Genomic DNA, 25,926 nt, shown 5'->3' with positions numbered 1-25,926 from the left:
GCGGGTGTCAGGAGAGGTGCTTCTGCACCTCGGCCGCGGCCTCGTCGCCGTAGGCCCGCGCGAAGCGGTCCATGAAGTGGGCGCGGCGCAGCTGGTACTCCTGGGTGCCGACGGTCTCGATGACCAGGGTGGCGAGCATGCAGCCGACCTGGGCGGCGCGCTCCAGGGAGACACCCCAGGCCAGGCCGGACAGGAAGCCCGCGCGGAAGGCGTCGCCGACACCGGTCGGGTCGGCCTTGCGCTCCTCCTCGGGGCAGCCGACCTCGACGGGCTGCTCGCCGGCCCGCTCGATGCGGACGCCGCGCGCGCCGAGGGTGGTGACCCGGTGGCCGACCCGGTCGAGGATCTCCGCGTCGCTCCAGCCCGTCTTGCTCTCGATGAGCCCCTTCTCGTACTCGTTGGAGAAGAGGTAGGTCGCCCCGTCCAGCAGTATCCGGATCTCCTCCCCGCTCATCCGGGCGATCTGCTGCGAGAAGTCGGCGGCGAACGGGATGTTCCGGGCCCGGCACTCCTCCGTGTGACGGAGCATGCCCTCCGGGTCGTCGGCGCCGATGAGGACCAGGTCCAGCCCGCCCACCCGGTCGGCGACGGTCTTCAGCTCGATGAGGCGGGCCTCGCTCATGGCACCGGTGTAGAAGGAGCCGATCTGGTTGTGGTCGGCGTCCGTGGTGCACACGAACCGGGCGGTGTGCAGGGTCTCGGAGATGCGGACGGAGTCGGTGTCGACGCCGTGCCGGTCGAGCCAGGCCCGGTACTCGTCGAAGTCGGCACCCGCGGCGCCGACGAGGATCGGCTCGGTGCCGAGCTGGCCCATGCCGAAGGCGATGTTCGCGCCCACACCTCCCCGGCGCACGTCCAGGTTGTCGACCAGGAAGGACAGCGAGACCGTGTGCAACTGGTCCGCGACGAGCTGGTCGGCGAAGCGGCCGGGGAAGGTCATGAGGTGGTCGGTGGCGATGGAGCCGGTGACTGCGATGCGCACGGCGTGGACTCTCCAGGGGGAGGGGGCTTGACACTTCACGCTACCGGGTGGGGACCGCCCGTAGAAGCAGCCAAAACTACCCGATAGTAGATCTTTCTTCGTGACCTTCGGCGTGCCTACGGTGCGAACATGACGAACCTCAAGGTCCACACGACCACGCAGGCCGATGTCGAGGGCGATCTGGCGTCGCTGCGCGGTGACTGCGCCCGGATGGCCCCCCACTGGGCGGTGCCCGACCGGGGCGCCCCCCGTCCGGTGTCCCCCTCCCTGATCCACGGTGTGTCGGTGCCGACCTCGTCGGCCCGGCTGCTGGACGCCATGTCGGACTACGGCGACTGAGGCGGTCCCCGCCGCGACGGCCCGTCCGTCCGGCACCCCGGGGCCTGCCCGCCGGGCCCCGGGGGAACCGTGCGCTCCCCCGCTGCGTCCCATCGCTGTCCCCCGTAAAGGGGATGCGGGATACGACCCCTCAGCAGTCCGGGCACGACCGGGCAGGGTCTTCCGGGACAGCTGTGCAGCCGAAGGAGCGATGCGGTGAACACCGAGCGACCCGACAACGACGACGCCGGCGCCGAGGCACGGGCCGCCGGCAACGCGCGCGACACCGGGGGCGCTCCGGCGGGCGGTGGCGGCGACGACGGGAACGCCGCCGCCCGGGAACGGGAGCAGAACGCACAGGGGGAGCAGAACGCACCAGGGGCGCCGGCGGAGCCCGGGGCGGGCGGAGGCGACGGGGAGCCCGCCGAGCGGCCGGAGGCCGGGAACGAGGCCGGGGCCGGGGCGCCGAGCGGTGCGGCCGGGGCCGGGGCGTCCGGTGAGGCGGGCGGCCAGGGCGGCCCCGGCGAGTCCGGTGACACCGGCGGATCCGACGTCTCCGTACCCTCCGGCGCGACCGGCGAGACCGGCGGCTCCGGTGGTTCCGGCGGCTCCGCCGACGACCCGGGCGACGTCCGGGCCGACGGCGGGCCGGACGACGGGGACGCGGACCGCGCGCCCGCCGGGGCGGAGCCCACCGGGTCGGAGACCACCGGGGCCGCGCCCACCGGGGCCGCGCGCACCGGGGACACCGGGGGCCCGGCGGTGGAGGGCGACGGCGGAAGCGGTGCGGCCGGGGTCTCCCCGCCCCGTCCCGCCGGTTCGTCCGAGCCGTCCGGCGCCGCAGACTCCCCCGGCTCCCCCGGCTCCCCCGGCTCCTCCCGCTCCCTCGGCTCGCCCGACGGCTCCGACGGCTCCGACGGCTCCGGTGACTCCGGCGGCTCCGGTGACTCCTCGCGGGCCGACGGCCCCGACGGGCCGGGGCACCGGCCCGGGGCGGGGCGGCGGACGCCCGTGCTGATCGCCTCCGTGGCCGCCGCCGTCCTGCTGGTCGGGGGCGGCGGGGCGTACCTCGCCACGAGCGTGGCCGGCGGTTCCGGTTCCGGTGGCGGCACGACCCCGGGGGCCAACGGCGACCCCACTCCCCCGCCGCTCGCCCTGGACGGCTACGCCGAGGGCGGCGTGCCCGGTATCGCGCCGGGCGAGCCCAACCCGTACGGGGCCGTCTACCGTGCCGATGGCCCGCTGCCCGAGGGCCCCGGCTCGGCCCCGGTGTACCGCACGCCGGGACAGGTCACGCAGGAGCAGGTCAGCGGCCTGGCGAAGGCGCTCGGCGTCGAGGGCAGGCCGGTGTCGGAGGGCGGGAGCTGGCGGATCGGCGGCAAGGACGGTTCCGGGCCCGTGCTCCGGGTGGAGCAGCGGGCGCCGGGCGCCTGGACGTTCAGCCGGAACGCCCTGACCACCGACAACTGCAAGGGGGACACCTGCAAGGCGCCCCCGGCCGACCGGCCGCCGGTGTCCGAGGAGGCCGCCGAGAAGGCCGCCCTGCCCCTGCTGAAGGCGCTCGGCCAGGACACGGCGAAGCTGGACGCGAGCCGTGCGGTGGGCACCGACCGGACGGTGAACGCCGCTCCGGAGGTCGGCGGGCTGCCGACCTCCGGCTGGGACACGGTGGTCACGGTCGGCGCCGACGGTGCCGTGGGCGGCGCCCGGGGCCGGCTGCTGAAGCCGGTGAAGTCCGACACCTACCCCGTGGTGGGCGCCGGGGAGGCGCTGAAGCTGATGAACGCGGCGCCGGGAGCCGACCGGCGCGGCGGCATCGGCGGCTGCGCCACTCCCGCGCCGCTGGACGAGGGCGCGGAGGGCCGGGAGGGACCCTGCGAGGAGACCTCCGCGGTACCGCCGAAGGACGGCGGGGGCGGCGCGGACGGCAAGGAGACGCTGACCGTCGACCGGGCCGTGTTCGGGCTGGCCTCGCACTCCGTGGACGGGAAGCCGGCCCTGGTGCCGTCCTGGCTGTTCGAGGTGCGTACGCCGGGCGTGCAGGAGACGTCGACGGTGACGTACCCGGCGGTCGACCCGGAGTACCTGTCCTCCGCCACCCGCTCCGGTGAGGGCAGTCCGGCGCCCTCGGGGCCGGGCGACGAGCCGACCTCGGCGCCCGCCGAGCGCCCCGTGGACGTGGAGGGCTACACCGCCGAGGGCGACGAGCTGACCGTGACGTTCACGGGCGGCGTGTGCGCGGACTACACGACGACGGCGCGCGAGAGCGGCGGCAAGGTCACGGTGACCGTCACGGAGAAGACGCGGCCCGGCGAGGTCTGCATCCTGATCGCCAAGCAGTACCAGCAGACGGTGAAACTGGACGCCCCGCTCGGCGACCGCGAGGTCGTGGACCGGGACGGCGAGGCCGTGCCGCTGCACAAGGACGGCGCGCGGCTCCCGGCGCCGTCCGGCGAGAGCCGCTGACGCGGGCCCGGCGTCCGGCGGCAGCACGAAGGCGGCGACCCCCGTGGAGGGGGCCGCCGCCTTCGTCGTACGCGTCGTGCGCGCCGTTCCGGGAGGTCCCGGCCCGGTCGTCGCCCGGCCGCGCTGCGGGTCAGCTGAAGGAGTCGCCGCAGGCGCAGGAACCGGTCGCGTTCGGGTTGTCGATGGTGAAGCCCTGCTTCTCGATGGTGTCCACGAAGTCGATGGTGGCGCCGCCGAGGTACGGGGCGCTCATGCGGTCGGTGACGACCTTCACGCCGTCGAAGTCCTTGACCACGTCACCGTCGAGGGAGCGCTCGTCGAAGAAGAGCTGGTACCGCAGGCCGGAGCAGCCGCCGGGCTGGACGGCGACGCGCAGGGCGAGGTCGTCACGGCCTTCCTGGTCGAGCAGGGCCTTGACCTTGCCCGCGGCGGCGTCGGTCAGAACGATGCCGTCGGTGACGGTGGTGGTCTCGTCCGATACGGACATCTACATCTCTCCCGGGTTGTACGGAGACTGCTTGCCGACGGTTGCAACCGGCGGGGCCGCGGATTCATTCCGGGCCGGGAGCTCGTTTTCCCGCTCCGTCTTCATGCTCGCACACCCCCGGCGTCGGGAGAACGGCCCCTTCCGCCCGTCCACGGGAATACCCGTACCCGCGGCCGGGATTCACGTCACATGGACGCTATGGCCGTCGTCAAAGTGACGTGAAGCGGTTATGATAGATAGCGTCAATCCGACGAAAAGTCGCAACGGTGTCCCGCATGTCCCGCCGGATCCGGTCCTGACGGGCCCGGCGAGCCGCAGAACAGAAAGGGTGCGTGTCGTGACCACCGCCCAGACCCAGGAGCTCGACGTACAGCCGACGCCCCTCGCCCTGCTGCTCCTCGGCCGTGAGGCCGACCCGAAGAGCGAGCGCGGTGTGGAGTGTCCCGGCGACCTGCCCTCGCCGTCCGACCCGGACCTGGTGGAACGCGCCCGCGCGGCCAAGGAGAAGCTGGGCGACAAGGTCTTCGTCCTCGGCCACCACTACCAGCGCGACGAGGTCATCCAGTTCGCCGACGTCACGGGCGACTCCTTCAAGCTGGCCCGGGACGCCGCCGCCCGCCCGCAGGCCGAGTACATCGTCTTCTGCGGTGTGCACTTCATGGCCGAGTCCGCCGACATCCTGACCGGCGACGACCAGAAGGTGGTCCTCCCGGACCTCGCGGCCGGCTGCTCCATGGCCGACATGGCCACCGCCGAGCAGGTCGCCGAGTGCTGGGACGTGCTGACCGAGGCCGGCATAGCCGAGCAGGTCGTGCCGGTGTCGTACATGAACTCGTCCGCCGACATCAAGGCGTTCACGGGCAAGCACGGCGGCACGATCTGCACCTCCTCCAACGCCCGCCGCGCCCTCGACTGGGCGTTCGAGCAGGGCGAGAAGGTGCTGTTCCTGCCCGACCAGCACCTGGGCCGCAACACCGCGGTGCGGGACATGGGCATGTCCCTGGAGGACTGCGTCGTCTACAACCCGCACAGGCCGAACGGCGGGCTGACCGCCGACGAGCTGCGCGCCGCGAAGATGATCCTGTGGCGCGGCCACTGCTCGGTGCACGGCCGGTTCAGCCTGGACTCGGTCAACGACGTGCGCGAGCGCATCCCGGACGTCAACGTGCTGGTCCACCCCGAGTGCCGGCACGAGGTCGTCGCCGCGGCCGACTACGTCGGGTCGACCGAGTACATCATCAAGACGTTGGAGGCGGCCCCGGCCGGCTCCAAGTGGGCCATCGGCACCGAGCTGAACCTGGTCCGCCGGCTGGCGAACCGGTTCGCGCCCGAGGGCAAGGAAGTCGTCTTCCTCGACCGCACGGTGTGCTTCTGCTCGACCATGAACCGCATCGACCTGCCGCACCTGGTGTGGGCGCTGGAGTCCCTCGCCGAGGGCAACCTGGTCAACCGCATCGAGGTCGACAAGGAGACGGAGTCCTTCGCCAAGCTGGCGCTGGAGCGCATGCTGGCGCTGCCGTAACGGCACGGGCCCCGTGCCCGGCCGCCCAGGACGAAGGCCCACCCGGAACCTCGATGCCGGGTGGGCCTTCTTCGTGGGCGGCCGGACGGACACGGCTTGGGCCCGGCCGTGCGCGGCCGGACGGACGCGGCCTCCCTGGTGCGATCCGGAGCGGCCCCGCACCGGATCGCACCGGTGCGGGGCCGTTCGTGCTCCGGGTCAGACCTGCGCCGGCGCCGCCTCGTCCGAGGAGGAGGTGTCCGAGGACGAGGACTCCGCCTCCTCCGGACCAGCCGCGCCCTTTCTCAGCGCCTTCCGCTTCGCACGCCGCTCCCTGGGGAGCTCCAGCATTGCGTAGAGCGTCGGCACCAGGAGCAGGGTGAGCAGCGTCGACGTGATCAGACCGCCGATCACCACCACGGCCAGCGGCTGGGCGATGAAGCCGCCCTCGCCGGTGACGCCGAGCGCCATCGGCAGCAGGGCGAAGATCGTCGCCAGCGCCGTCATCAGGATGGGCCGCAGCCGGTGGCGGCCGCCCTCCAGGACCGCCTCGATGACGCCGTGGCCCCGGGCGCGGTACTGGTTGATCAGGTCGATCAGGACGATCGCGTTGGTCACCACGATGCCGATCAGCATCAGCATGCCGATCATCGCCGGGACGCCCATCGGGATGCCGGTGACGAGCAGCAGACCCAGGGCGCCGGTCGCCGCGAACGGCACGGACACCAGCAGGATCAGCGGCTGGGCGAGCGACCGGAAGGTGCCCACCAGCAGCATGAAGACGATCGCGATCGCGGCGAGCATCGCCAGGCCCAGGTTGAGGAACGCCTCGTCCTGGTCCTCGGTGACGCCGCTGATCTCGGCGGAGGCTCCCGCCGGCAGCGTCAGCGACTTGATCTTCGCCTGGAGGGCCGACCCGACCGCGCCGGTGTTGTCGCCGGTCGGCGTCGCGGTGACGGTGGCCGACCGCTGGCCGTCGATCCGGGTCATGGAGACCGGGCCGTCCACCAGCTCGACGGTGGCGATGTCACCCAGCTCCACCGGGCCCAGCGGCAGCTTCTTCAGCTCGGCCAGGGTGCCGGCCGACCGGGCCGAGCGGATGACGACGTCGCGCTCGGCGTCGTCCAGGAGCACCTTGGCGGCCGGGGTGCCGCGCACCGCCTGGGCGACGACGCCGCCGAGGCTCTGGTCGTCGAAGCCCGCCGCGGCGGCCTTCTCGTTCGCCCGGACCGAGATGCGGGGCACGCTCTGCGCCAGGTCGCTGCTGACGTCGGTGACGTCGTCCAGGGAGGCCACGGCCTCCTGAACCTGGTCGGTCGCCTTGCGCAGCACCTGGGCGTCGGCCGCCTTGACGACGACGCCGAGGTCCTGGCTGGAGAAGCCGTCCCCGGCGGCCACGGTCGTGGTGCCGAGGCCGTCGAGACCGGCGAGGCCCTTCTTCAGGGCGTCCTGGACGTCGTCGGAGGACGCGGAGTCCTCCAGCATCACCTGGTAGGTCGCCTGGTTGGTGTCCGTACCGCCGCCGAAGGCCGCCATGAAGCCGGACGAGCCGACCGTCACCTGGAAGTCCTTGACGCCGTCGGTGTCACCGAGCAGCTTCTCGACCTTCTTCGCCTGGGCGTCGGTCGCCGCGAGGCTGGTGCCGGGGTCCAGCTCCTGCCGGACGGTGAGGACCTTCTGCTCGCCCTGGTCGAAGAAGTTGGTCTTGAGCAGCGGGGCCATGGCGAGCGTGCCGATCAGCACGACCACGGCGATGGCCAGACTGGCCAGCCGGCGCCGGGTGGCGAAACGCAGCACGGCGAGGTAGCCCTGCTGGAGACGGCTCCGGGCCTCCTTCTCCTCGGCCAGCCGGCGGGCCTCCGCCGCGTCCTCGGGGGTGCCCTTCGGGGGACGCAGGAACCAGTACGACAGCACCGGCACGACCGTCAGCGACACCAGCAGGGACGCCAGCAGCGCGGCCGTCACGGTGAGGCTGAAGGAGCCGAACAGCTCGCCCACCATGCCGCCGACCAGGCCGATCGGCAGGAAGACGGCGACGGTGGTGAGCGTCGCGGACGTCACCGCCCCGGCCACCTCGCGCACCGCCTTCATGATCGCCTCGTGGCGCTCCTCGCCGTAGCCGAGGTGCCGCTTGATGTTCTCCAGGACCACGATGGAGTCGTCCACGACGCGGCCGATGGCGATGGTGAGCGCGCCCAGCGTCAGCATGTTCAGCGACAGGTCACGCGTCCACAGCACGATCAGGGCGAGCACCACGGACAGCGGGATGGACACCGCGGTCACCAGGGTCGACCGGATCGAGGCCAGGAAGACCAGGATGACCAGGACGGCGAAGACCAGACCGAGGGCGCCCTCGGTGGTGAGGCCCTCGATGGCCTGGGAGACGGCCGGGCCCTGGTCGCTGACGACGGTGAGCGAGGCCCCGGACCCGAGGTCCTCGCGCAGCCCGGGCAGCTTGTCCTGGACGGCCTCCGAGATGGCGACCGCGCTGCCGTCGTGGTCCATGGTGACCATCACCGCGAGGCTGGGCCTGCCGTTGGTGCGGGTCAGGGAGGTGGCGCGGGCCTCCTCCTGCTTCACCTCGGCGACCGAGGCGAGCCGGACCGGCTTGCCCTTGCCCGGCTCGGCGGTGACCCGGAGGTCCTCGATCTGCTGCAGCGAGGTGAAGCCGCCACCGACCTGGACGGTGCGGTTGGCGCCGCCCTCGTCGAAGGAGCCCGCCGGGACGGTCGCGCCGCCGGCCTGGAGGGCCTGGGACAGCGACTGCGGGGTGAGCCCCGCCTCGGCCAGCTTCTTCGGGTCGGGGGTGACGGTGACCTGGAGGTCGCGCACGCCGTCGACCATGACCTGGCCGACGCCGTCGATGTCCTTCAGGGCGGGCACCACGGTCCGGTCGAGCTGGTCGGCGAGGGCCTGCTGGTCCTTGTCGGAGGTGACGGCGAGGACCACGGCCGGGATGTCGTCCGTGGAACCGGCCACGACCTGCGGGTCGACCGAGTCCGGCAGCATGACCCGGGCCCGGTTGACGGCCTGCTGGACGTCGGCGACGAGCTGCTTGGTGTCGTTGCCGTAGTCGAAGGACGCCATGATGACGGCGTTGCCCTCGCTGGCGGTGGAGGTGACGCCGGAGATGCCGTCGACGGCTTCGAGGTTGTCCTCGAGGGGCTCGACGACCTGCTTCTCGACGACCTCCGGGGAGGCGCCCTGGTAGGGCGCGAGGACGGACACCATCGGGAGTTCGATGGTGGGCAGCAGCTGCTGCTTGAGCTGGGGTATCGCGATCGCCCCGAAGACGAGCGCGACGATCGACATCAGTCCGATCAGCGCCCGTTGCGCGAGGCTGAATCTGGACAGCCAGGACATGGGTTACGGGTCTCTCTTCTGTGAGCGGCAGAAGTGCATGGACGGGCGTGGCGGCGCCCGCTGTACACACTGGGCCATCGGGGACGGGCGATCCGTCGCCCCGTGGTCCATTTCCTTCCACAGCCCCTACTCCCCCCGCAGTACACCGGGGTGAGGTCAGTCCACCCTCGGACGTACCAGACCGGACTCGTAGGCGATGACCACCAGTTGGGCCCGGTCGCGGGCGCCCAGCTTGCTCATGGCCCGGTTGACGTGCGTCTTCACCGTGAGCGGGCTCACCTCCAGGCGTTCGGCGATCTCGTCGTTGGAGTGACCCCCGGCCACCTGGACCAGCACCTCGCGCTCGCGCACGGTGAGCGAGTCGAGCCGTTCGGCGCGGGCCGGGTCGCGGTCGGTGCCGTCGGCCGGGTCGCGCTGGGCGAGGAAGCGGGCGATCAGGCCCTTGGTGGCGGCCGGGGACAGCAGGGCCTCGCCGTCGGCGGCGATGCGGATGGCGTTGAGCAGTTCCTCGGGTTCGGAGCCCTTGCCGAGGAAGCCGGAGGCGCCGGCGCGCAGCGACTGCACCACGTAGTCGTCGACCTCGAAGGTGGTCAGTATGACCACGCGGACCGCGGCGAGGCCGGGATCCGCGCTGATCAGGCGGGTGGCGGCGAGTCCGTCGGTGCCGGGCATCCGGATGTCCATGAGGACCACGTCGGCCCGCTGTTCGCGGGCCAGCCGCACCGCCTCCGCTCCGTCGGACGCCTCTCCCACCACCTCCATGTCCGGCTCCGAGTCGACGAGGACGCGGAAGGCGCTGCGCAGCAGGGCCTGGTCGTCGGCGAGCAGGACGCGGATGGTCATGCGGTCTCCCCCGGGGATGCGCGGTTCACGGGCCGTCGGCGGCCGTCGCGGTGGGCGGATGGGTGGTGGTGCCGGCGGTGGCCGTGGCCGCCGCCGGGCCGGTGCGGGCGGGCGTGGTGCCGGCGGCGGGCGTGGTGCGGGTCTGGAGGGGCAGGATCGCATGGACCCGGAAGCCGCCGCCGTAGCGGGGGCCGGTGGTCAGGGTGCCGCGCAGGGCGGTGACCCGTTCCCGCATGCCGAGCAGTCCGTGCCCGCCGCCGGGAGCCGGGGCGGGTTCCTCGTCGGTTCCGTCGTCGAGCACGGTGATCTCGATGTTCTGTCCGACGCGCACGATGCTGATCTCCGCCCGGGCCCCGGAGCCGGCGTGCTTCTGCACGTTGGTGAGGGCCTCCTGCACGATCCGGTACGCGGCCGAGTCGACGGTGGCGGGCAGCGTGGTGTCCCGCAGGTCGCGGGCCACCTCGACCCGGAGCCCCGCACTGCGGAAGGTGCCCGCCAGGTCGTCGAGGCGGTCCAGGCCGGGGGCGGGCTCGGTGGGCGCCTCGGGGTCGCCCGACTGGCGGAGCAGGCCGACGGTGGCGCGCAGCTCCTCCAGCGCGGACCGGCTGGCCTCCCGGACGTGCGCGAGCGCCTCCTTGGCCTGGTCGGGCCGCTTGTCCATGACGTGCGAGGCGACCCCGGCCTGGACGTTGACCAGGGCGATGTGGTGCGCGACGACGTCGTGCAGGTCCCGGGCGATGCGCAGGCGCTCCTCGGCGACCCGGCGCCGGGCCTCCTCCTCGCGGGTGCGTTCCGCGCGCTCGGCGCGTTCCCGGATGGCCCGGACGACCGCGCGGCGGCTGCGGACGGCGTCACCGGCGGAGGCCCCGATGCCGGTCCAGGCGAAGATCGCGAGGTTCTCCTGCGCGTACCAGGGCAGGGGTCCGGCGGCCATGGCGGTGCCGGTCAGGACCGTCATGGTGAGCAGTCCGAGGCGCCAGGTGGTGGGGCGGTCGGTGGCGGAGGCGACGGTGTAGAGCGCGATCACCGCGCACATCGCGACGGGGGCGCGGGGGTCACCGGTGAGGGAGTCGAGCACGGAGGCGGCGCCGGTGACGGCGAGGACGGTGCGCGGGGCTCGGCGCCGGAAGGCCAGGGCCACGGCGCCGAGCGCCATCAGCGCCAGTCCGAGCGGGCCGGGGGTGCGCAGGCTCCAGGTGACGCCGTCCGGGCCGTGCGGGTCGACGAAGGAGCCGGCCACCATGCAGACCAGGACGCCCGCGGCGAGGGCGGTGTCGAGGGCGAAGGGGTGGGCCCGCAGCCGGCACCGGGCGCGCGTCAAGGTGCTCACGGCCGTCTACGGTAGCCCGGCCGGCGCGGTACCCGGGCGGGCTCGGCCGCCGGGACGGAAGGCGATGGCGGCCGGGGCGGGCGGCACCGGCGGCCGGGGAGGCGGTCGGCGCGGCACCCGCGGTGCGGGCCTGCGGAGGCGGCACGGCAGCGGGCGCGGTGCCGTACCCGATCGGTGCGGGGAGGGCCGGGAGCCGCCGGGGAACGGCCGGGGCAGGGCGGCCGTAGGGGCCTGGAGCCCGGACGGCGGGAGGGCCCCGGGGGCCCGGGGGCCCTGGGAGCGCACGGAGCCGCCCCGGTGGTGCGGGGGCGGCTCCGTGTCGCGTGCGGACGCTGTCGAACGGCGTCGGGCGGCATCGCGCGGCTCGGGCGGCAGAGGAACGGCCCGGACGGCGTCGGAATGGCCCGGACGGGCGTCGCAACAGCCCGGACGGCGTCGGACGAGGCCGGGGGCCGGCGAGTCCGTCGGGGCCTTCAGACGCCGGGGATCAGACCGTCGTCGCTCAGCAGTTCCCTGACCTCCTCGATGGTGGCGTCCGGGGACGGCAGGATGAGGTCGGAGGGCTCCAGGGAGTCGTCCGGCAGGGGCTCACCGAGTTCGTGGACCCTGGCGAGCAGCGCCTGGAGCGTGGTCCGGAAGCCCGGACCGTCGCCGTTGTCCATCTCGGCGAGCAGTTCCTCGTCCAGTTTGTTGAGCTCGGAGAGGTGACTCTCGGCGAGAGCCACCTGCCCCTCCCCCATGATCCGTACGATCACGTCGCCCTCCTCAGGCGTGGATCCCGGCGGCCGGCGGTGCTACTGCTTGTCGAAGCGCGGGGTGTCCTGCGGCTGCTGCTGGGTCCGGGGGTCGGCCTGACCGGTGCCGCCCTCGATGGCCTGCTGCCCCGCGCTCGGGCCGCCCGCCAGCTCGGCCTTCATCCGCTGCAGTTCCAGTTCCACATCCGTACCACCGGAGAGCCGGTCCAGCTCGGCCTGGATGTCGTCCTTGTGCGTGCCGGACGGGTCGTCCAGGGCACCGGAGGCGAGCAGTTCGTCGATGGCACCGGCCCGCGCCTGGAGCTGGGCCGTCTTGTCCTCGGCCCGCTGGATGGCCAGGCCCACGTCGCCCATCTCCTCGGAGATGCCGGAGAAGGCCTCGCCGATCCGGGTCTGTGCCTGGGCGGCGGTGTACGTCGCCTTGATGGTCTCCTTCTTGGTGCGGAAGGCGTCCACCTTGGCCTGGAGCCGCTGGGCCGCGAGGGTGAGCTTCTCCTCCTCGCCCTGGAGCGTCGCGTGCTGCGTCTCCAGGTCCGTCACCTGCTGCTGGAGCGCGGCACGGCGGGACAGCGCCTCACGGGCCAGGTCCTCCCGGCCCAGCGCGAGCGCCTTGCGGCCCTGGTCCTCCAGCTTGGAGGACTGCGACTGGAGCTGGTTCAGCTGGAGCTCCAGACGCTTGCGGCTCGTCGCCACGTCGGCGACACCGCGGCGGACCTTCTGGAGCAGCTCCAGCTGCTTCTGGTACGAGTAATCGAGGGTTTCGCGCGGGTCCTCGGCCCGGTCAAGGGCCTTGTTCGCCTTCGCGCGGAAGATCATCCCCATACGCTTCATGACACCGCTCATGGGCTTCGCGCGCCCCCTTCTGACGGACTCCAGCTCACAGGTCTGCGACAGAACCCACAGTACGGGCCCTGCATCCATTACCGCACTGTCCGGGGACGGATGCGCTCCTCCCCAAGGACGACTGACCGCTCTCCCGATCCCGCGCAAGGAGTAGGTGATCCCCGGGTACCGGCCCGGTGACACACCCGGAGTTCGGGTACGACGTCCCCTCTGTCCCCATACAGACGTCCGGTGTTGCCGGATCGTTCCCCACCGGGCTGGGGTCCAACCCCGGGGACCCCGTACCCTTGGGTTTTGTGTTCCGAAGCCGTGCCAAGGATGAGAAGGCCCCGGCCGCCGACAAGGCGACGGTGACCGACTCCAAGCAGCCCCGTCACCCGGAGGCCCCCAAGGGGCGTCCCACGCCCAAGCGGAGTGTGGCCCAGTCCCAGCGCCGCAGCGTGGCCAACACCTCGATGACGCGCAAGGAGGCCGCCAAGCGGCAGCGCGAGGAGCGCCGAGCCGCGCTGGAGCGGCAGCGCCAGGCGCTGGCCACCGGCGACGAGCGTTACCTGCCCGCCCGTGACAAGGGTCCGGTGCGGCGGTTCGCCCGCGACTTCGTCGACTCGCGGTTCAACATCGCCGAGTACTTCCTGCCGATGGCCGTGATCATCCTGGTGCTGAGCGTGGTCCGGGTGCCGCAGGTCCAGAACGCGGCCCTGCTGCTCTGGCTGGTCGTCATCGTGATGATCGTGCTCGACTCGATCGTCACCGCCTTCCGGCTGAAGAAGCGGCTGGCGGAGCGCTTCCCGGACGACAACCGTCGCGGCGCCGTCGCCTACGCGCTGATGCGGTCGCTGCAGATGCGGCGGCTGCGGCTGCCCAAGCCCCAGGTGAAGCGCGGGGAACGGCCCTGAGCGCGACGCCGTTCGCGGACGGCGCCGCCCCCACCCGGCCGGCTCCGTCCGGGGGGCTGCGTGACGTCGTCCGGCAGGAGCTGGTCGCCCGCCAGCTGGAGGAGCAGATAGTCGCGCGCTTCCCGGTCGGCCGCCGGCTGCGCGTGCTGGACGTAGGCATGGGCCGGGGCACGCAGGCACTGCGGCTGGCCCGGGCCGGTCACCAGGTGACGGGGCTGGAGCGGGAGCCGGAGCTGATCGCCGCGGCCCGCGAGGCCCTGGCCGGGGAGCCCGAGGGCATCCGGGAGCGGATGCGGATCGTCGAGGGCGACGGCCGGGACACCGGCGTGCACTTCCTCCCGGGCAGCTTCGACGTGGTGCTCTGCCACGGGGTGCTGATGCACGTGGCGGAGCCGGACCCGCTGGTCGCGGGGCTGGCAAGAATGCTCGCGCCCGGCGGCCTGCTGTCGCTGCTGGTGCGCAACGGCGACGCGCTGGCGATGCGGCCCGGCCTGTCGGGCGACTGGTCCGGCGCGCTGGCCGCCTTCCGCGCCACCGCCCGGCTGCCGCACTCGCGCACCGGCTCCGACGAGGAGGCTCCGCCGCGCCCCGGGGCGGAGGGCCGGGCCGACCGGCTGCAGAAGATGACGGCGACCCTCGCGGGCATCGGAGCCCCGCTCCAGACCTGGTACGGCGTCCGGATCTTCACCGACACCGCCGCGGACGACGCGGACACCGCGGACGGCACCGGCCTCCCGGAGGACCTGGAGACACTGCTCGCGGTCGAGGAGAAGGCCGGCCGCACCGACCCCTACCGCGGGGTGGCGGCACTGCTGCACCTGTGCGGCGTGCGCGGCTGACCCCCACGCAGCACGGCCCGGCACAGAGACCGCCCGGTGCGGGCGGGGACCCTGAGCCGGGCAGGGCCGGGCGCGGGGAGCCGGGCGGTACGGGGCGAGGGCCCGGCGGCCCCCGCCCGCGGGCTCACACGTCCCGCCTCACGCGTCCCGGCTCACGCGTCCGGACTCACGCGTCCTGGGCGTGCAGGCTCATCGGCCCGTAGATCTCGGTGGAGTCCTCGAACAGCCGCACCTGGTCGGCGCCGCCCTCCAGCAGGGCCTTCCAGTTCTCCCCGATCCAGGACTCGGCGTCCCCCTGGGTGGTGAAGTCCTCCGGCTGCACCGCGGGCTCGACCTGCGTCCCGTCGGCCTTCTCGAACCGCCACGTCCATGCCGCCACGTACGCCTCCCATGGGTGTGAGCACACTGCACGACAGAAGCCGGATCCCGGTCCGGCTCCTGCCCGAAGCCTAGTCGGGCGGGCAGGGCCTGTGGGGAGGGGTGAAAATCGGGGCGTGGAACTCACTCTGCTCGGCACCGGTGCTCCCGCGGGCCTGCCCCGCCCCGACTGCCCCTGCGCGGCCTGCGCCCGCGCCCTCGGGCCGGACGCGCGCGCGGCCACCTCACTGCTTCTGGACGGCGCGCTGCTGCTGGACCTGACACCCGGCGCGGCGCTCACGGCGGCCCGGGCGGGCCGCTCCCTCGGCGGCGTGCGCCAGGTGCTGCTGTCGCACCCGCACGACGGTCCGGCCGTGGAGGTGCCCGCGGGGCTGCCGCAGCCCGGACGGGTGCCGGACGGACGCGAACTGGCGCTGATGACGGGCCACCGGGTCCGGGCGGTGGCCCTGGACGCGCCCGGTACCGGGTACGCGGTGACCGGCCCGGACGGCCACCGGCTGCTGTACCTGCCGCCGGGCGGGGCGCCGGCCGGGCTGGAGGAGCCGGCGGAGCCCTACGGCCTGGTGCTGCTGGACGTGGTGGGGCGCCCCGACGCGCTGGCCCGGCTGCGGGCGGTGGGGGCGGTCGGCGCGGCCACCGACGTGGTCGCCGTCCACCTCGGCCACGACCTGCCGCCGGGCCCGGAGACCCGGCGGCGGCTGGCGGCGGCCGGGGCCCGGGCGGTCCCGGACGGCACCACCCTGGAGGTGGGCGCCTACGAGGAGGTGCCGGACGTCCCGCAGCGCACCCTGGTGCTGGGCGGGGCCCGGTCGGGCAAGTCGGTGGAGGCGGAACGGCGGCTGGAGACCTTCCCCGAGGTGCTGTACGTGGCGACGGGCGGGTCGCGCAACGGGGACACCGAGTGGGCGGCGCGGGTGTGCGTGCACCAGGAGCGGCGGCCGGGTTCGTGGCGGACCGTCGAGACGTGCGACCTGGTGCCGCTGCTCAAGGACGACGGGCCGCCGCTGCTGGTGGACTGCCTGTCGCTGTGGCTGACCGACGCGATGGACGCGGTCGGGGCGTGGGACGACGCGGAGTGGGCGGGCGGCGGGGAGCGGGCACTGCGGGAGCGGGTGCGGGAACTGACGGACGCGGTCCGGGAGACCCGGCGGACCGTGGTCGCCGTGTCCAACGAGGTCGGGTCGGGCATCGTGCCCGCCACCGCGTCCGGCCGCCGGTACCGGGACGAGCTGGGGCGGCTGAACGCGGCGTTCGCCGACGAGTGCGAGCAGGTGCTGCTGGTGGTGGCGGGCCAGGCGCTCGTCCTGCGGGGCTGACCGCGCCCGGCCCGGGGGCGCGCCCCGGCCCGGGGGCGTGCTCCGGGCCGTCAGCCGGCCGTCCGGGCCGGTTTGCGGGCGATGATCCGGTGGCCGTTGGCGAACGGGGTGTGCCGCAGCAGGGGGGCGAGCACGAGGTCGGCCGCCAGGGCACCCGCCACCAGCGGTGCCCCGGCGCGCAGCAGCACCGTGCGCAGGTGCCGGTCGAAGGCGGCGGGCGGGACGGCGCGCCACGGGGTGTCCGGGGCGGGCAGGGAGTGGGCGAGGGCCAGGGCGGCCGCCCCGGCGAGGTCGTGCGGCACGTGGGCGGCACGGCGCGAGGCCTCGACGATCACGCAGCCGCGTTCCTCCAGGACGGCGCGGAGGTTGCGCGGCGGCAGCAGGTGGAGCCGGCGGGGCTGGTCGTAGGGCAGCCACCAGCGGCCGAGGAGGGCGGCGAACAGGCAGCGCGGGTCCAGGGTCTCGACGAGCAGGTGTCCGCCGGGGCGCACGGCGTCGAGGGCCGCGTGGAGTTCCGCGCGGGGGTCGGGGACGCGTTCCAGGTGGTGGAGCACGCTGACGACGTCGTACCGCCCGGCCAGCCGGGCGCGCAGGCGCGGGTGGGCCAGCGGGCCGACGTGGGCCTCCTCCACGCGGCCGAGGCCGCGGGCGCGTTCGACGCGGGCGGTGGGGTCGGTGCCGTCGAAGGCGGTGTAGGGGAAGAACTCCCGGGCGAGCGCGGGGAACCGGGCGTGGCCGGTGCCGACGTCCAGCCAGCTCTCCGGTTCGCCGAAGGGCAGCATGGCGCGCGCGGTGGCGCGGTGGCGGCGTGGGGCGGTGCTCAGCCTGAGGACCCACTCGGTGGCGGGGTCGCGGGGCGCGCCGCGCACGGCCCGCCGGTAGAAGGCCAGCCCTTCGGCGGTGAGCCGGGGGTTCTGGAAGGTGTGGCCGCAGTCCCGGCACGCGTCGACGGTGAACAGGCCCGGCCGGTGGCGTCTCAGGTCGCCGGTGCGCAGCCGGTTCCGCAGCCGCGCGGAACCGCACCAGGGGCAGTCGTCGCGGCGCGGCTCGTGCACCCGCGTGCTCGCCCCGGGCGCGGGGACCGCCGGGGACACGGGCGGGGGCGGCGGCGCGGGCCGCGCCGGGGGAACGGGCGGCGCGGCGGGCGCGGCGGCCGCCGGGGGGACGGTCGGCATCGGGGGGACGGGAGGTACCGGAGGCACCGGGGGCACGGGCGGCAGTACGGACATGGGCGGCTCCCGAGCGGTGGGCGTACGGCAATCCACCGCAAAGCATTGCGTACCGGGCACCCGTCCGGGGTGCAACGGCGCCGGGGCGGCGTGGTGGGCCGGCAGCGGGGCGGAGCGGGGCCCGAAGGGGGCGTGAAGGGCGGCTCGGGGCGGGCGGCCGGGGCTCGGCCCCGTTCGGCACGGGCCGGTACTGTTCGGCGAATGAGCTCGCTTAATCTCGACGACTTCACCGATCTGATCGAGCGCCCGGACGGCGGAGTGCGCCGTGACGCGGAGGCGCGCCGGGAGCGCCTGGCGGTGCCGCCCGGTTCCCTGGGGCGGCTCGACGACCTGGGCGAGTGGCTGGCGGCCGCCCAGTCCTCGGTGCCGGTGCGGCCGGTCGAGCGGCCCCGGGTCGTGCTCTTCGCCGGTGATCACGGCATCGCCGGGCTGGGGGTGTCCGCCCGCCCGGCGGGCAGCGCCGGGGAGCTGGTGCGGGAGGTGCTGGAGGGCGGCCGTCCGGTGGCCGTGCTGGCCCGGCGCCTCGGCGTGCCGGTGCGGGTGGTCGACATGGCCCTGGACTGCGAGCCCGGGTCGCTGCCCGCCGACGTCGTGCGGCACCGGGTGCGGCGCGGCAGCGGCCGGGTGGACCGGGAGGACGCGCTGACCCTCGAGGAGACCGAGGCGGCGTTCCGGGCCGGGATGGCGGTGGCCGACGAGGAGGCCGACTCCGGTACGGACCTGGTGGTGCTGGGCGACGTGAGCGTCGGCGGGACCACCGTGGCGGGCGTGCTCGTGGCGGCCCTGTGCGGGACGGACGCGTCGGTGGTGACCGGACGGGGCGGGCTGGCCGTCGACGACCTGGCGTGGATGCGCAAGTGCGCGGCGATCCGGGACGCGCTGCGGCGGGCCCGGCCGGTGCTCGGCGACCAGCTGCGGCTGCTGGCGACGGTCGGCGGTGCGGACTTCGCCGCGATGACGGGCTTCCTGCTGCAGGCGGCCGTGCGGCGGATGCCGGTCCTGCTGGACGGCGTGGTGACGGCGGCGTGCGCGCTGGTGGGCCAGCGGGTGGCGTTCCGGGCGCCGGACTGGTGGCTGGCCGCCCACGACAGCGGTGAGCCGGGCCAGGCCAAGGCGCTGGACCGGATGGCCCTGGAGCCGCTGCTCACCCACGGCGTCACCGTCGGCGAGGGCACGGGCGGCCTGCTGGCCCTCCCCCTGGTGCAGGCGGCGGCCGCGCTCGCCGCCGAACTGCCGGAGCGCCCGGAGCCGGCGGAGCGGTCCGGACGGACCGGCCCGGCGGAGGCAGGGCCAGAGGCGCAGGCGGGGGCAGAGGCCGGAGCGGGGAAGGGCGAGGCGGTCGACGCGGTGGAGGCGGCGGGAACCCCGGACGTCACCGCCTAGCGTCCCGCACCCGGGGGCCCGGGCCCGCCGGACATCGGCGCGGACCCCCGGCCCCCGGCCCCGGCCGCGGAGCCCGGCCGCCCCGGTGCGGCCCCTCAGCGGTGTTCGAGGGAACGCGGCGGATCGGGGTCGGGTTTGCCGCCGATCCAGTCCTGCACGGCGCGCCGGGGGCCGGACCACCGGCGGTCGTGGTGGTAGGCGCGCAGCACGGACCGGGCACGGGCCCGGTGACGGCGCCGGTAGAAGCGCTTGGCCCACGGGGAACCGGGCCGGGCCAGCCGGATCGCGCCGATCAGGGCGATGACGGGGACGACGACCCCGAGAACGGCGATCCTCGCCTTGCCCTTGCTGAGGGCGATCAGGGAGAAGAGGAAGTTCGCCGTGACGGTGCTGATGAGGTTCGCCCGGTTCTGCTGCTCGTCCGCGTCGAGGTCGTCGACACCGAACGGGGAGAAGCCGCCCAGCAGCAGGCCGACCAGGGCCGCGGTGAGGACGACCACCTCCACGCTCTGCCGTCCCGCTTCGCTCCAGTACACGTCGTCGAGGTGCAGGATCAGCGCGAACTCGTCCAGCACCAGGCCCGCGCCGATGCCGAAGACCACCGCGGCCACCGCCGAGCCGAAGCCGTGCCGTCCGCCCGCCACCGCGGCGAAGCCGCCGACGACGGTGAGGATGACTCCGGGCACGACGTGGTGGATGTGCAGGTCGCCGGCCTTGACGTTGCCGAAGGGGCCCTTGCCGGCCCGGATCATGCGGGTGATGACCCGGGTGATGACGAAGGTGAGGACGAAGGCGGCGAGCGCGAGGAGCAGCGGCAGCTTGCCCGGCTCGATGATGTTCCGCTCCAACCACTGTCCCATATGCGAACTTTATCCATGCCCGCCCGGGCTGCCCTGCTGACCGCCGGGTAATCTGCGCCGGTGCCCCCGCCCTCCTCCGCCTCCCCCGCCTCCCCCGCCGACGGCCTCCGTTTCGCCTTCGGCACCCTCACCGTGCTCCCGGTCCGGGTGACCCGCTGGGACCGCCCGGCCGCCCGGGCCGGCATGCTGTGCGCCCCGCTGACGGGGCTGGCGGTCGGTGCCGCGTCGGCCGCCGCCGGCCTGCTGCTGCTGTTCCTCGGCTCCGGGGCCACGCTCGCCGCCGTCGCCACCGTCGCCGTGCCCGCCGTGCTGACCCGCGGGCTGCACCTGGACGGGCTGGCCGACACGGCGGACGGGCTGGGCAGCGGGAAACCGGCCGGGGACGCGCTGCGGATCATGAAGCAGTCGGACATCGGGCCGTTCGGGGTCATCACCCTGGTCCTGGTGCTGGCGGCCCAGACGGCCGCCCTGGCCCGCGCCTACGACGACACGTGGACGCGCGGCGCGCTCGCCGCGGTGGTCGCGGGCGCCGCGGCCCGGCTGGTGATGACGCTGGCCGCCCGCACCGGCGTGCCGTCCGCCCGTCCGGACGGGCTGGGCGCGGCGGTGGCGGGGGCCGTGCCGGTGGCGGGCGCGGCGGGGGCCGCGGTGGCGGTGGCGCTCGCGGCGGCGGCCGGCGGCACGGCACTCGGGGCGGACGGCGTGGTCCGCGCGGTCCTGGCCGTCGCCCTGTCGGTGGCCGCCGCCGAACTCCTGCTGCGGCACTGTGTGCGCCGGTTCGGCGGCGTGACGGGGGACGTGTTCGGCGGGCTCGCGGAGACGGCGGCGACGACGGCGCTCGTCGTCCTCGCGCTGGGCTGACACCCTCCGGACGGCCGGCGGCGAGGCACCGGCCGCCGCCGCGACGCCGCCGCCCACGCCGGTCCGGCCCGCGGCACCCGGCGGCGGTGGCCACGGCAGCGGTGCCGCACGCCGCGGCGGATCAGCGGCGGGTCAGGGGCGTCAGTGGCGGGTGAGGACGGCGACGGCCGCCGTGAGGACACCGCTCGCCGCGGCCACCAGCGCGGCGGCCACGCAGCGGGCGCGCAGCCGCCGGTACCGCTCCTCGTACTCGAGCCGGAGCCCGGCCACCCGGTCGCGGATCCGCAGCAGGTACGCCCGGGACGCCTCCACCCGTTCGGCGGTGTAGACGCGTTCCACGTCCTCGCGCTGAGCGGTCGTCAGCCAGGGCAGCTGTTCGGCGAAGGCGGCGGCCCGCCGTCGGGCGTCCTCGAGTTCCGCGGCCCACAGGAGGTGGCCTTCCAGCCGGACCAGACCGCGGGCGCTCTCCTGACTGGGATCCACGGGCTTCCTCCACGCTCCGGTCGGTGGGTGTCAGCTCTGCTTGTCCCCGGGGGCCACCGTCGCGGAGGTGTCGGGCCGGTTGTCCGCCCAGTCGATCGCGGCGATCTGCGGGTGGTGCAGGTCGAAGGCCGGGGATTCGCTGCGCACCCGGGGCAGGGTGACGAAGTTGTGCCGGGGCGGCGGGCAGGAGGTGGCCCACTCCAGGGAGCGGCCGTAGCCCCACGGGTCGTCGACGCCGACCGGCTTGCCGTACTTGGCCGTCTTCCAGATGTTGTAGAAGAACGGCAGCAGGGACGCGCCGAGGAGGAACGCGGAGATCGTGGAGACGGTGTTCAGGGCGGTGAAGCCGTCGGCGGCCAGGTAGTCCGCGTAGCGGCGGGGCATGCCCTCGGCGCCCAGCCAGTGCTGGATCAGGAAGGTGCCGTGGAAGCCGATGAACAGCGTCCAGAAGGTCATCTTGCCGAGCCGCTCGTCGAGCATCTTGCCGGTGAACTTCGGCCACCAGAAGTGGAATCCGGAGAACATCGCGAAGACGACGGTGCCGAAGACGACGTAGTGGAAGTGGGCGACCACGAAGTAGGAGTCGGTCACGTGGAAGTCCAGCGGCGGCGAGGCCAGGATGACGCCGGTCAGGCCGCCGAAGAGGAAGGTGAGCAGGAAGCCCAGCGACCACAGCATCGGCGTCTCGAAGCTGAGGGAGCCCTTCCACATGGTGCCGGTCCAGTTGAAGAACTTCACGCCCGTGGGGATGGCGATGAGGAAGGTCATGAAGGAGAAGAACGGCAGCAGCACGCCGCCGGTGGCGAACATGTGGTGCGCCCACACGGTGACCGACAGGCCCGCGATGGCGATGGTGGCACCGATCAGCCCGAGGTAGCCGAAGATCGGCTTGCGCGCGAAGACCGGGATGACCTCACTGACGATGCCGAAGAACGGCAGCGCGATGATGTACACCTCGGGGTGGCCGAAGAACCAGAACAGGTGCTGCCACAGCAGGGCCCCGCCGTTGCTCGCGTCGAAGACGTGGGCGCCGAACTTGCGGTCCACCTCCAGGGTCAGCAGCGCGGCGGCCAGCACCGGGAAGGCGAGCAGGACCAGGACACCGGTCAGCAGCACGTTCCAGGTGAAGATCGGCATGCGGAACATCGTCATGCCGGGCGCCCGCATGCAGATGATCGTGGTGATGAAGTTGACCGAGCCGAGGATGGTGCCGAAGCCCTGGAAGGCCAGGCCCATGATCCACAGGTCGGAGCCGAGACCCGGCGAGCGCGTCGCGTCGGACAGCGGGGTGTAGCCGGTCCACCCGAAGCTGGCCGCACCGTCCGGCGTGAGGAAGCCGGCGAGCGCGATCAGCGAGCCGAACAGGAACAGCCAGTACGAGAACATGTTCAGCCGCGGGAACGCCACGTCGGGCGCGCCGATCTGCAGCGGCATGATCCAGTTCGCGAAGCCCACGAACAGCGGGGTGGCGAACATCAGCAGCATCAGCGTGCCGTGCATCGTGAACATCTGGTTGTACTGCTCGTTCGACACGATCTGCAGGCCCGGACGGGCCAGTTCGGCACGGATGACCAGCGCCATGATGCCGCCGAGGACGAAGAACGAGAACGCCGTGCCGAGGTACAGGGTGCCGATCGTCTTGTGGTCGGTCGTGGTCAGCCACGAGACGACGATCCGGCCGGGCCTTCTGCTGCGGACCGGCAGCTCGTCCTCGTAGGACTCCGTGGACTCCTTGTCGAGGGAGCCCACCGTGCTCTCGTTCGCCACTGTTCCGCTCCTCGCTGAGGGCTCGGGATGCTTCCGGGAGGCAGCATGGCGCGACCGCGACCGACTCTGTCAGACCTCCGGGCGGAACGGCGCGTCGTGGCGCGCGTCCAGTTGACTGGCGTACGGCGTTCGAGTGACGAGGCCTACCGCACGTGACGCAGCCGTGGACAGTGGCCGGAATTCGCCCCTGCCGCGGGACCTCGGCGGCCAGGGGGTGCCCGGCGGCTCAGCAGGCGCGGCGCCAGGCCCCCAGGTCGTACTTCTTGAGCAGCGAACTCAGGCCCAGGCGCCGGGAGTCGGCGCAGAAGCGGTCGGTGGGCAGTTCGTACTCGACGTGGAAGACGGCCTTGCCCGCCGCCACGAACGGGGTCAGCTCGGCGCACTCCCCGTACTGGGCGCACTGCTCGTTGACCGCGAAGTCGAAGTCGCCGACCAGTTCCGGGATCTGGTCCAGGTCGTTCTTCAGGCCCACCGACAGGCCGCGGGCGTGGGCGAGCCGGGCGATCAGGCGGTTGTAGCGGAGCTGGTCGCCGGCGGTGAGGGGGAAGCCGGTGCGGTTGCGGTAGCCGTCCATGTTGTCCGGCTCCACCGCGTCGAAGCCCTTGTCGCGGCACATGTCGAGGCGCTCGGCCATGAGCGGCTCCAGGACGTCGGTGCGGCGGATGTCCAGCCAGCGCTCGCCCTCCCAGCCGTTGCCGCGGCCGATCACCGCCTCGGGGAAGGCCTCGGCGTCCGGCCGGAAGTCCTCCCAGGCGCCGGTGGAGAGGTAGCAGACCACCTTCCGGCCGTCGCGGTGCAGGGCGGCGACGGTCTCCCGGGAGTGGTCGAAGCCGTCGATGTCGTAGACCGGCACGTCGACGGCAGTGTCCAGCCGTCCGCTGAGCTGCCACTGCCAGCCGGTCCCCGGCCGGGGCCGCCAGCGTCCGTCGTCCTGGGGCGCCGGCCGGCCGGGCGCCGAGCCGCAGCCCGCCAGGAGGAACAGGACGAGCAGGAGGGCGGGGAGGGCGGGGCGTCTCACCGGGAGGGCCTTTCGTGCCGGAGGGGTGAACACGGGGAAGGAGGCCGGAGGAACACGGCGGGCGGGCGGAGGGAACGGCGGGCGGGAGGGGCGCCGGGGATCGGGGACCGCAGGAATGAGCGAGCGTACATACGCGCGTAGTCTCGTCCCGGGTGTCCGCCGTACCGGGGAAGGCCCCGCCGTGACCGCGCCCTCGGGTCGCAACTAGGGTCGGCTGCCGGGCCCGGTCGACCCACACCTTTCGGCCACAGCAACTTCACATCGGAAGCGAGAATTCACCACCGTGACTGCTCTCACTCTCAGCACCGCCGCGGTGCCCGGCCTGCGGGCCGACGCGATCGTGATCGGTGTCGCCAAGGGCACCGCGTCCGGGTCCGGGACGCCGGTCGTCGCACCGGGCGCCGAGGCCGTGGACCACGCGTACGACGGCGGGCTCGCCGGCGTCCTGGAGACGCTCGGCGCGTCCGGTGCCGAGGGCGAGGTGACGAAGCTCCCCGCGCCGTCCGGCTTCAAGGCCCCCCTCGTGGTGGCGGTGGGCCTGGGCGCCCAGCCCGAGAAGGACTCCGGCTACGCCCCGGACGCCCTGCGCAAGGCGGCCGGTGTCGCGGCCCGGACCCTGGCGGGTGCCAAGAAGGCCGCCTTCGCCCTTCCCCTGTCCGACGCCGCCGACGCCGGCGCGGTCGCCGAGGGCGCCCTGCTCGGCGCGTACTCCTTCGACGCGTACAAGGACAAGGCCGACACCAAGGACGCCAGGAAGGGCAAGGCGCCGCTCGCCGAGGCCGTCCTGCTCGGCGGCAAGCCGCGCGACCGCGCCTACAAGGCCGCCCTGGAGCGGGCCACCGCGGTCGCCGAGGAGCTGAACCGGGCGCGCGACCTGATCAACACCCCGCCGAACGACCTGAATCCGGAGGCGTTCGCGGCGGTCGCGCAGGCGGCGGCCAAGGAGCACGGCATCAAGGTGCAGGTGCTCGACGAGAAGGCCCTCGCCAAGGGCGGCTACGGCGGCATCCTCGGCGTCGGCGCCGGTTCCGCCTCCGGTCCGCGGCTGGTGAAGCTGTCCTACACCTCCAGCAAGGCCAAGAAGCACCTCGCCTTCGTCGGCAAGGGCATCACCTACGACTCGGGCGGCATCTCGCTGAAGCCGGCCGGTCACAACGAGACGATGAAGTGCGACATGAGCGGGGCCGCCGCCGTGTTCGCCGCGGTCGTCGCCGCCGCCCGCCTGGGCCTGGACGTCAACGTCACCGGCTGGCTGGCGCTGGCCGAGAACATGCCCTCCGGCTCCGCCACCCGCCCCGGTGACGTGCTGCGCATGTACAGCGGCAAGACGGTGGAGGTGCTCAACACCGACGCCGAGGGCCGCCTGGTGCTCGCGGACGCCCTGTGGGCCGCCTCCCAGGAGAAGCCGGACGCCATCGTGGACGTGGCGACCCTGACCGGCGCCATGATGCTGGCGCTGGGCAGCCGCACGTTCGGGATCATGGCGAACGACGACGCCTTCCGCACCGCCGTGCACGAGGCCGCCGAGGAGGTCGGCGAGCCGGCCTGGCCGATGCCGCTGCCCGAGCACCTGCGCAAGGGCATGGACTCGGCCACCGCGGACATCGCGAACATGGGCGAGCGGATGGGCGGCGGCCTGGTCGCCGGCCTGTTCCTGCGCGAGTTCGTCGGCGAGGGCATCACCTGGGCCCACCTCGACATCGCGGGCCCGGCCTTCAATGAAGGCGGCCCCTTCGGGTACACGCCCAAGGGCGGCACGGGCACGGCCGTCCGCACGCTGGTCCGGCTCGCGGAGCTGACCGCGTCCGGCGACCTGGCCTGATGTCCGGCCGCCGGGGCCTCGCACGCGGGTAGGGCGGGGCCCCGGCGGCGGACGTGGGACGTCTCACACCACGGCCCCACGTCTCGTACGGCCTCGACAAGTGCGAGGATAGGGCTCGGCAGGACAGGGCCCCACCGAAGGGCCGAAAACCTAAAAGCGGCCGGACACCAGCCGCCGACCGGTCAC

Annotated in this window: 22 protein-coding genes; 9 read left to right on the top strand and 13 right to left on the bottom strand. The window is 73.9% G+C overall.

The annotated features are described in order from the left end of the window. Positions 1-7 precede the first annotated feature (7 nt). On the bottom strand, positions 8-982 hold the full coding sequence (locus tag ACSU53_RS22970) for a carbohydrate kinase family protein (protein WP_437030537.1): 975 nt from the start codon (positions 980-982) through the stop codon (positions 8-10). A 129-nt stretch (positions 983-1,111) separates the two neighbouring features. Here ACSU53_RS22970 and ACSU53_RS22965 point away from each other — a divergent pair, with 129 nt between their 5' ends. Further along, on the top strand, positions 1,112-1,321 hold the full coding sequence (locus ACSU53_RS22965; RefSeq protein WP_437030535.1) for a hypothetical protein: 210 nt from the start codon (positions 1,112-1,114) through the stop codon (positions 1,319-1,321). Positions 1,322-1,516: 195 nt separating this feature from the next. Further along, complete coding sequence (locus tag ACSU53_RS22960) at positions 1,517-3,766, top strand: hypothetical protein (RefSeq protein ID WP_437030534.1); 2,250 nt, start codon at positions 1,517-1,519, stop codon at positions 3,764-3,766. 130 nt (positions 3,767-3,896) lie between these two features. Here ACSU53_RS22960 and erpA read toward each other — a convergent pair whose 3' ends face one another. Further along, a complete protein-coding gene (gene erpA / locus ACSU53_RS22955) occupies positions 3,897-4,253 on the bottom strand; it encodes an iron-sulfur cluster insertion protein ErpA (protein WP_164332385.1) in 357 nt (118 codons plus the stop codon). Between the two features lie 328 nt (positions 4,254-4,581). Between erpA and nadA the strand changes: the two genes are divergently transcribed. Next, on the top strand, positions 4,582-5,775 hold the full coding sequence (gene nadA, locus ACSU53_RS22950) for a quinolinate synthase NadA (protein ID WP_437030532.1): 1,194 nt from the start codon (positions 4,582-4,584) through the stop codon (positions 5,773-5,775). A 198-nt stretch (positions 5,776-5,973) separates the two neighbouring features. On the opposite strand, the gene ACSU53_RS22945 is transcribed toward nadA, so the two are convergent. The 5 genes from ACSU53_RS22945 to ACSU53_RS22925 form a co-directional block, all read right to left on the bottom strand. Continuing rightward, positions 5,974-9,117: an efflux RND transporter permease subunit gene (locus tag ACSU53_RS22945; protein ID WP_437030530.1), complete on the bottom strand. Its 3,144-nt coding sequence runs from the start codon at positions 9,115-9,117 to the stop codon at positions 5,974-5,976. Positions 9,118-9,273: 156 nt separating this feature from the next. Beyond that, entirely contained in the window at positions 9,274-9,960 is a 687-nt protein-coding gene (locus ACSU53_RS22940) for a response regulator (RefSeq protein ID WP_437030528.1), read from the bottom strand. A gap of 25 nt (positions 9,961-9,985) precedes the next feature. After that, the gene (locus ACSU53_RS22935) at positions 9,986-11,290 is read right to left on the bottom strand and encodes a sensor histidine kinase (protein WP_437030526.1); all 1,305 of its coding nucleotides are present in this window, start codon (positions 11,288-11,290) and stop codon (positions 9,986-9,988) included. A 473-nt stretch (positions 11,291-11,763) separates the two neighbouring features. Beyond that, entirely contained in the window at positions 11,764-12,045 is a 282-nt protein-coding gene (pspAA, locus tag ACSU53_RS22930) for a PspA-associated protein PspAA (protein ID WP_437030524.1), read from the bottom strand. Positions 12,046-12,084: 39 nt separating this feature from the next. After that, entirely contained in the window at positions 12,085-12,876 is a 792-nt protein-coding gene (locus tag ACSU53_RS22925) for a PspA/IM30 family protein (protein ID WP_437030522.1), read from the bottom strand. A gap of 230 nt (positions 12,877-13,106) precedes the next feature. On the opposite strand from ACSU53_RS22925, the gene ACSU53_RS22920 reads away from it, so the two are divergent. Both ACSU53_RS22920 and ACSU53_RS22915 read left to right on the top strand, forming a co-directional pair. Continuing rightward, positions 13,107-13,784, top strand: coding sequence for a DUF3043 domain-containing protein (locus tag ACSU53_RS22920; protein ID WP_437033360.1), 678 nt, complete (start codon positions 13,107-13,109; stop codon positions 13,782-13,784). Positions 13,785-13,864: 80 nt separating this feature from the next. Continuing rightward, on the top strand, positions 13,865-14,623 hold the full coding sequence (locus ACSU53_RS22915) for a class I SAM-dependent methyltransferase (protein WP_437033358.1): 759 nt from the start codon (positions 13,865-13,867) through the stop codon (positions 14,621-14,623). A 166-nt stretch (positions 14,624-14,789) separates the two neighbouring features. On the opposite strand, the gene ACSU53_RS22910 is transcribed toward ACSU53_RS22915, so the two are convergent. Then, positions 14,790-15,002: a hypothetical protein gene (locus ACSU53_RS22910; RefSeq protein WP_437030520.1), complete on the bottom strand. Its 213-nt coding sequence runs from the start codon at positions 15,000-15,002 to the stop codon at positions 14,790-14,792. Positions 15,003-15,117: 115 nt separating this feature from the next. On the opposite strand from ACSU53_RS22910, the gene ACSU53_RS22905 reads away from it, so the two are divergent. After that, entirely contained in the window at positions 15,118-16,317 is a 1,200-nt protein-coding gene (locus ACSU53_RS22905) for a bifunctional adenosylcobinamide kinase/adenosylcobinamide-phosphate guanylyltransferase (protein ID WP_437030518.1), read from the top strand. Positions 16,318-16,367: 50 nt separating this feature from the next. On the opposite strand, the gene ACSU53_RS22900 is transcribed toward ACSU53_RS22905, so the two are convergent. Next, positions 16,368-17,492: a class I SAM-dependent methyltransferase gene (locus tag ACSU53_RS22900; protein WP_437030516.1), complete on the bottom strand. Its 1,125-nt coding sequence runs from the start codon at positions 17,490-17,492 to the stop codon at positions 16,368-16,370. Between the two features lie 255 nt (positions 17,493-17,747). On the opposite strand from ACSU53_RS22900, the gene cobT reads away from it, so the two are divergent. Further along, positions 17,748-18,929: a nicotinate-nucleotide--dimethylbenzimidazole phosphoribosyltransferase gene (gene cobT, locus ACSU53_RS22895; protein ID WP_437030515.1), complete on the top strand. Its 1,182-nt coding sequence runs from the start codon at positions 17,748-17,750 to the stop codon at positions 18,927-18,929. A 95-nt stretch (positions 18,930-19,024) separates the two neighbouring features. On the opposite strand, the gene ACSU53_RS22890 is transcribed toward cobT, so the two are convergent. Then, complete coding sequence (locus ACSU53_RS22890) at positions 19,025-19,789, bottom strand: hypothetical protein (RefSeq protein ID WP_437030513.1); 765 nt, start codon at positions 19,787-19,789, stop codon at positions 19,025-19,027. A 60-nt stretch (positions 19,790-19,849) separates the two neighbouring features. Here ACSU53_RS22890 and ACSU53_RS22885 point away from each other — a divergent pair, with 60 nt between their 5' ends. Then, positions 19,850-20,650 carry an adenosylcobinamide-GDP ribazoletransferase gene (locus ACSU53_RS22885; protein WP_437030511.1) on the top strand — a complete coding sequence of 267 codons (801 nt, stop codon included), beginning with the start codon at positions 19,850-19,852 and terminating at the stop codon, positions 20,648-20,650. Between the two features lie 141 nt (positions 20,651-20,791). On the opposite strand, the gene ACSU53_RS22880 is transcribed toward ACSU53_RS22885, so the two are convergent. The 3 genes from ACSU53_RS22880 to ACSU53_RS22870 form a co-directional block, all read right to left on the bottom strand. Then, entirely contained in the window at positions 20,792-21,133 is a 342-nt protein-coding gene (locus ACSU53_RS22880) for a hypothetical protein (RefSeq protein WP_437030509.1), read from the bottom strand. A 30-nt stretch (positions 21,134-21,163) separates the two neighbouring features. Next, positions 21,164-22,900 carry an aa3-type cytochrome oxidase subunit I gene (gene ctaD, locus ACSU53_RS22875; protein ID WP_437030507.1) on the bottom strand — a complete coding sequence of 579 codons (1,737 nt, stop codon included), beginning with the start codon at positions 22,898-22,900 and terminating at the stop codon, positions 21,164-21,166. A 226-nt stretch (positions 22,901-23,126) separates the two neighbouring features. After that, a complete protein-coding gene (locus tag ACSU53_RS22870; RefSeq protein WP_437030505.1) occupies positions 23,127-23,918 on the bottom strand; it encodes an endo alpha-1,4 polygalactosaminidase in 792 nt (263 codons plus the stop codon). 283 nt (positions 23,919-24,201) lie between these two features. Between ACSU53_RS22870 and ACSU53_RS22865 the strand changes: the two genes are divergently transcribed. Further along, the gene (locus ACSU53_RS22865) at positions 24,202-25,740 is read left to right on the top strand and encodes a leucyl aminopeptidase (RefSeq protein WP_437030503.1); all 1,539 of its coding nucleotides are present in this window, start codon (positions 24,202-24,204) and stop codon (positions 25,738-25,740) included. Positions 25,741-25,926 lie beyond the last annotated feature (186 nt).

The organism is Streptomyces sp. enrichment culture (assembly GCF_964273255.1).
GTDB lineage: Bacteria > Actinomycetota > Actinomycetes > Streptomycetales > Streptomycetaceae > Streptomyces.
The sequence above is the reverse complement of the archived record's forward strand: the minus strand, read 5'-3'. Positions and strand labels throughout refer to the sequence as shown.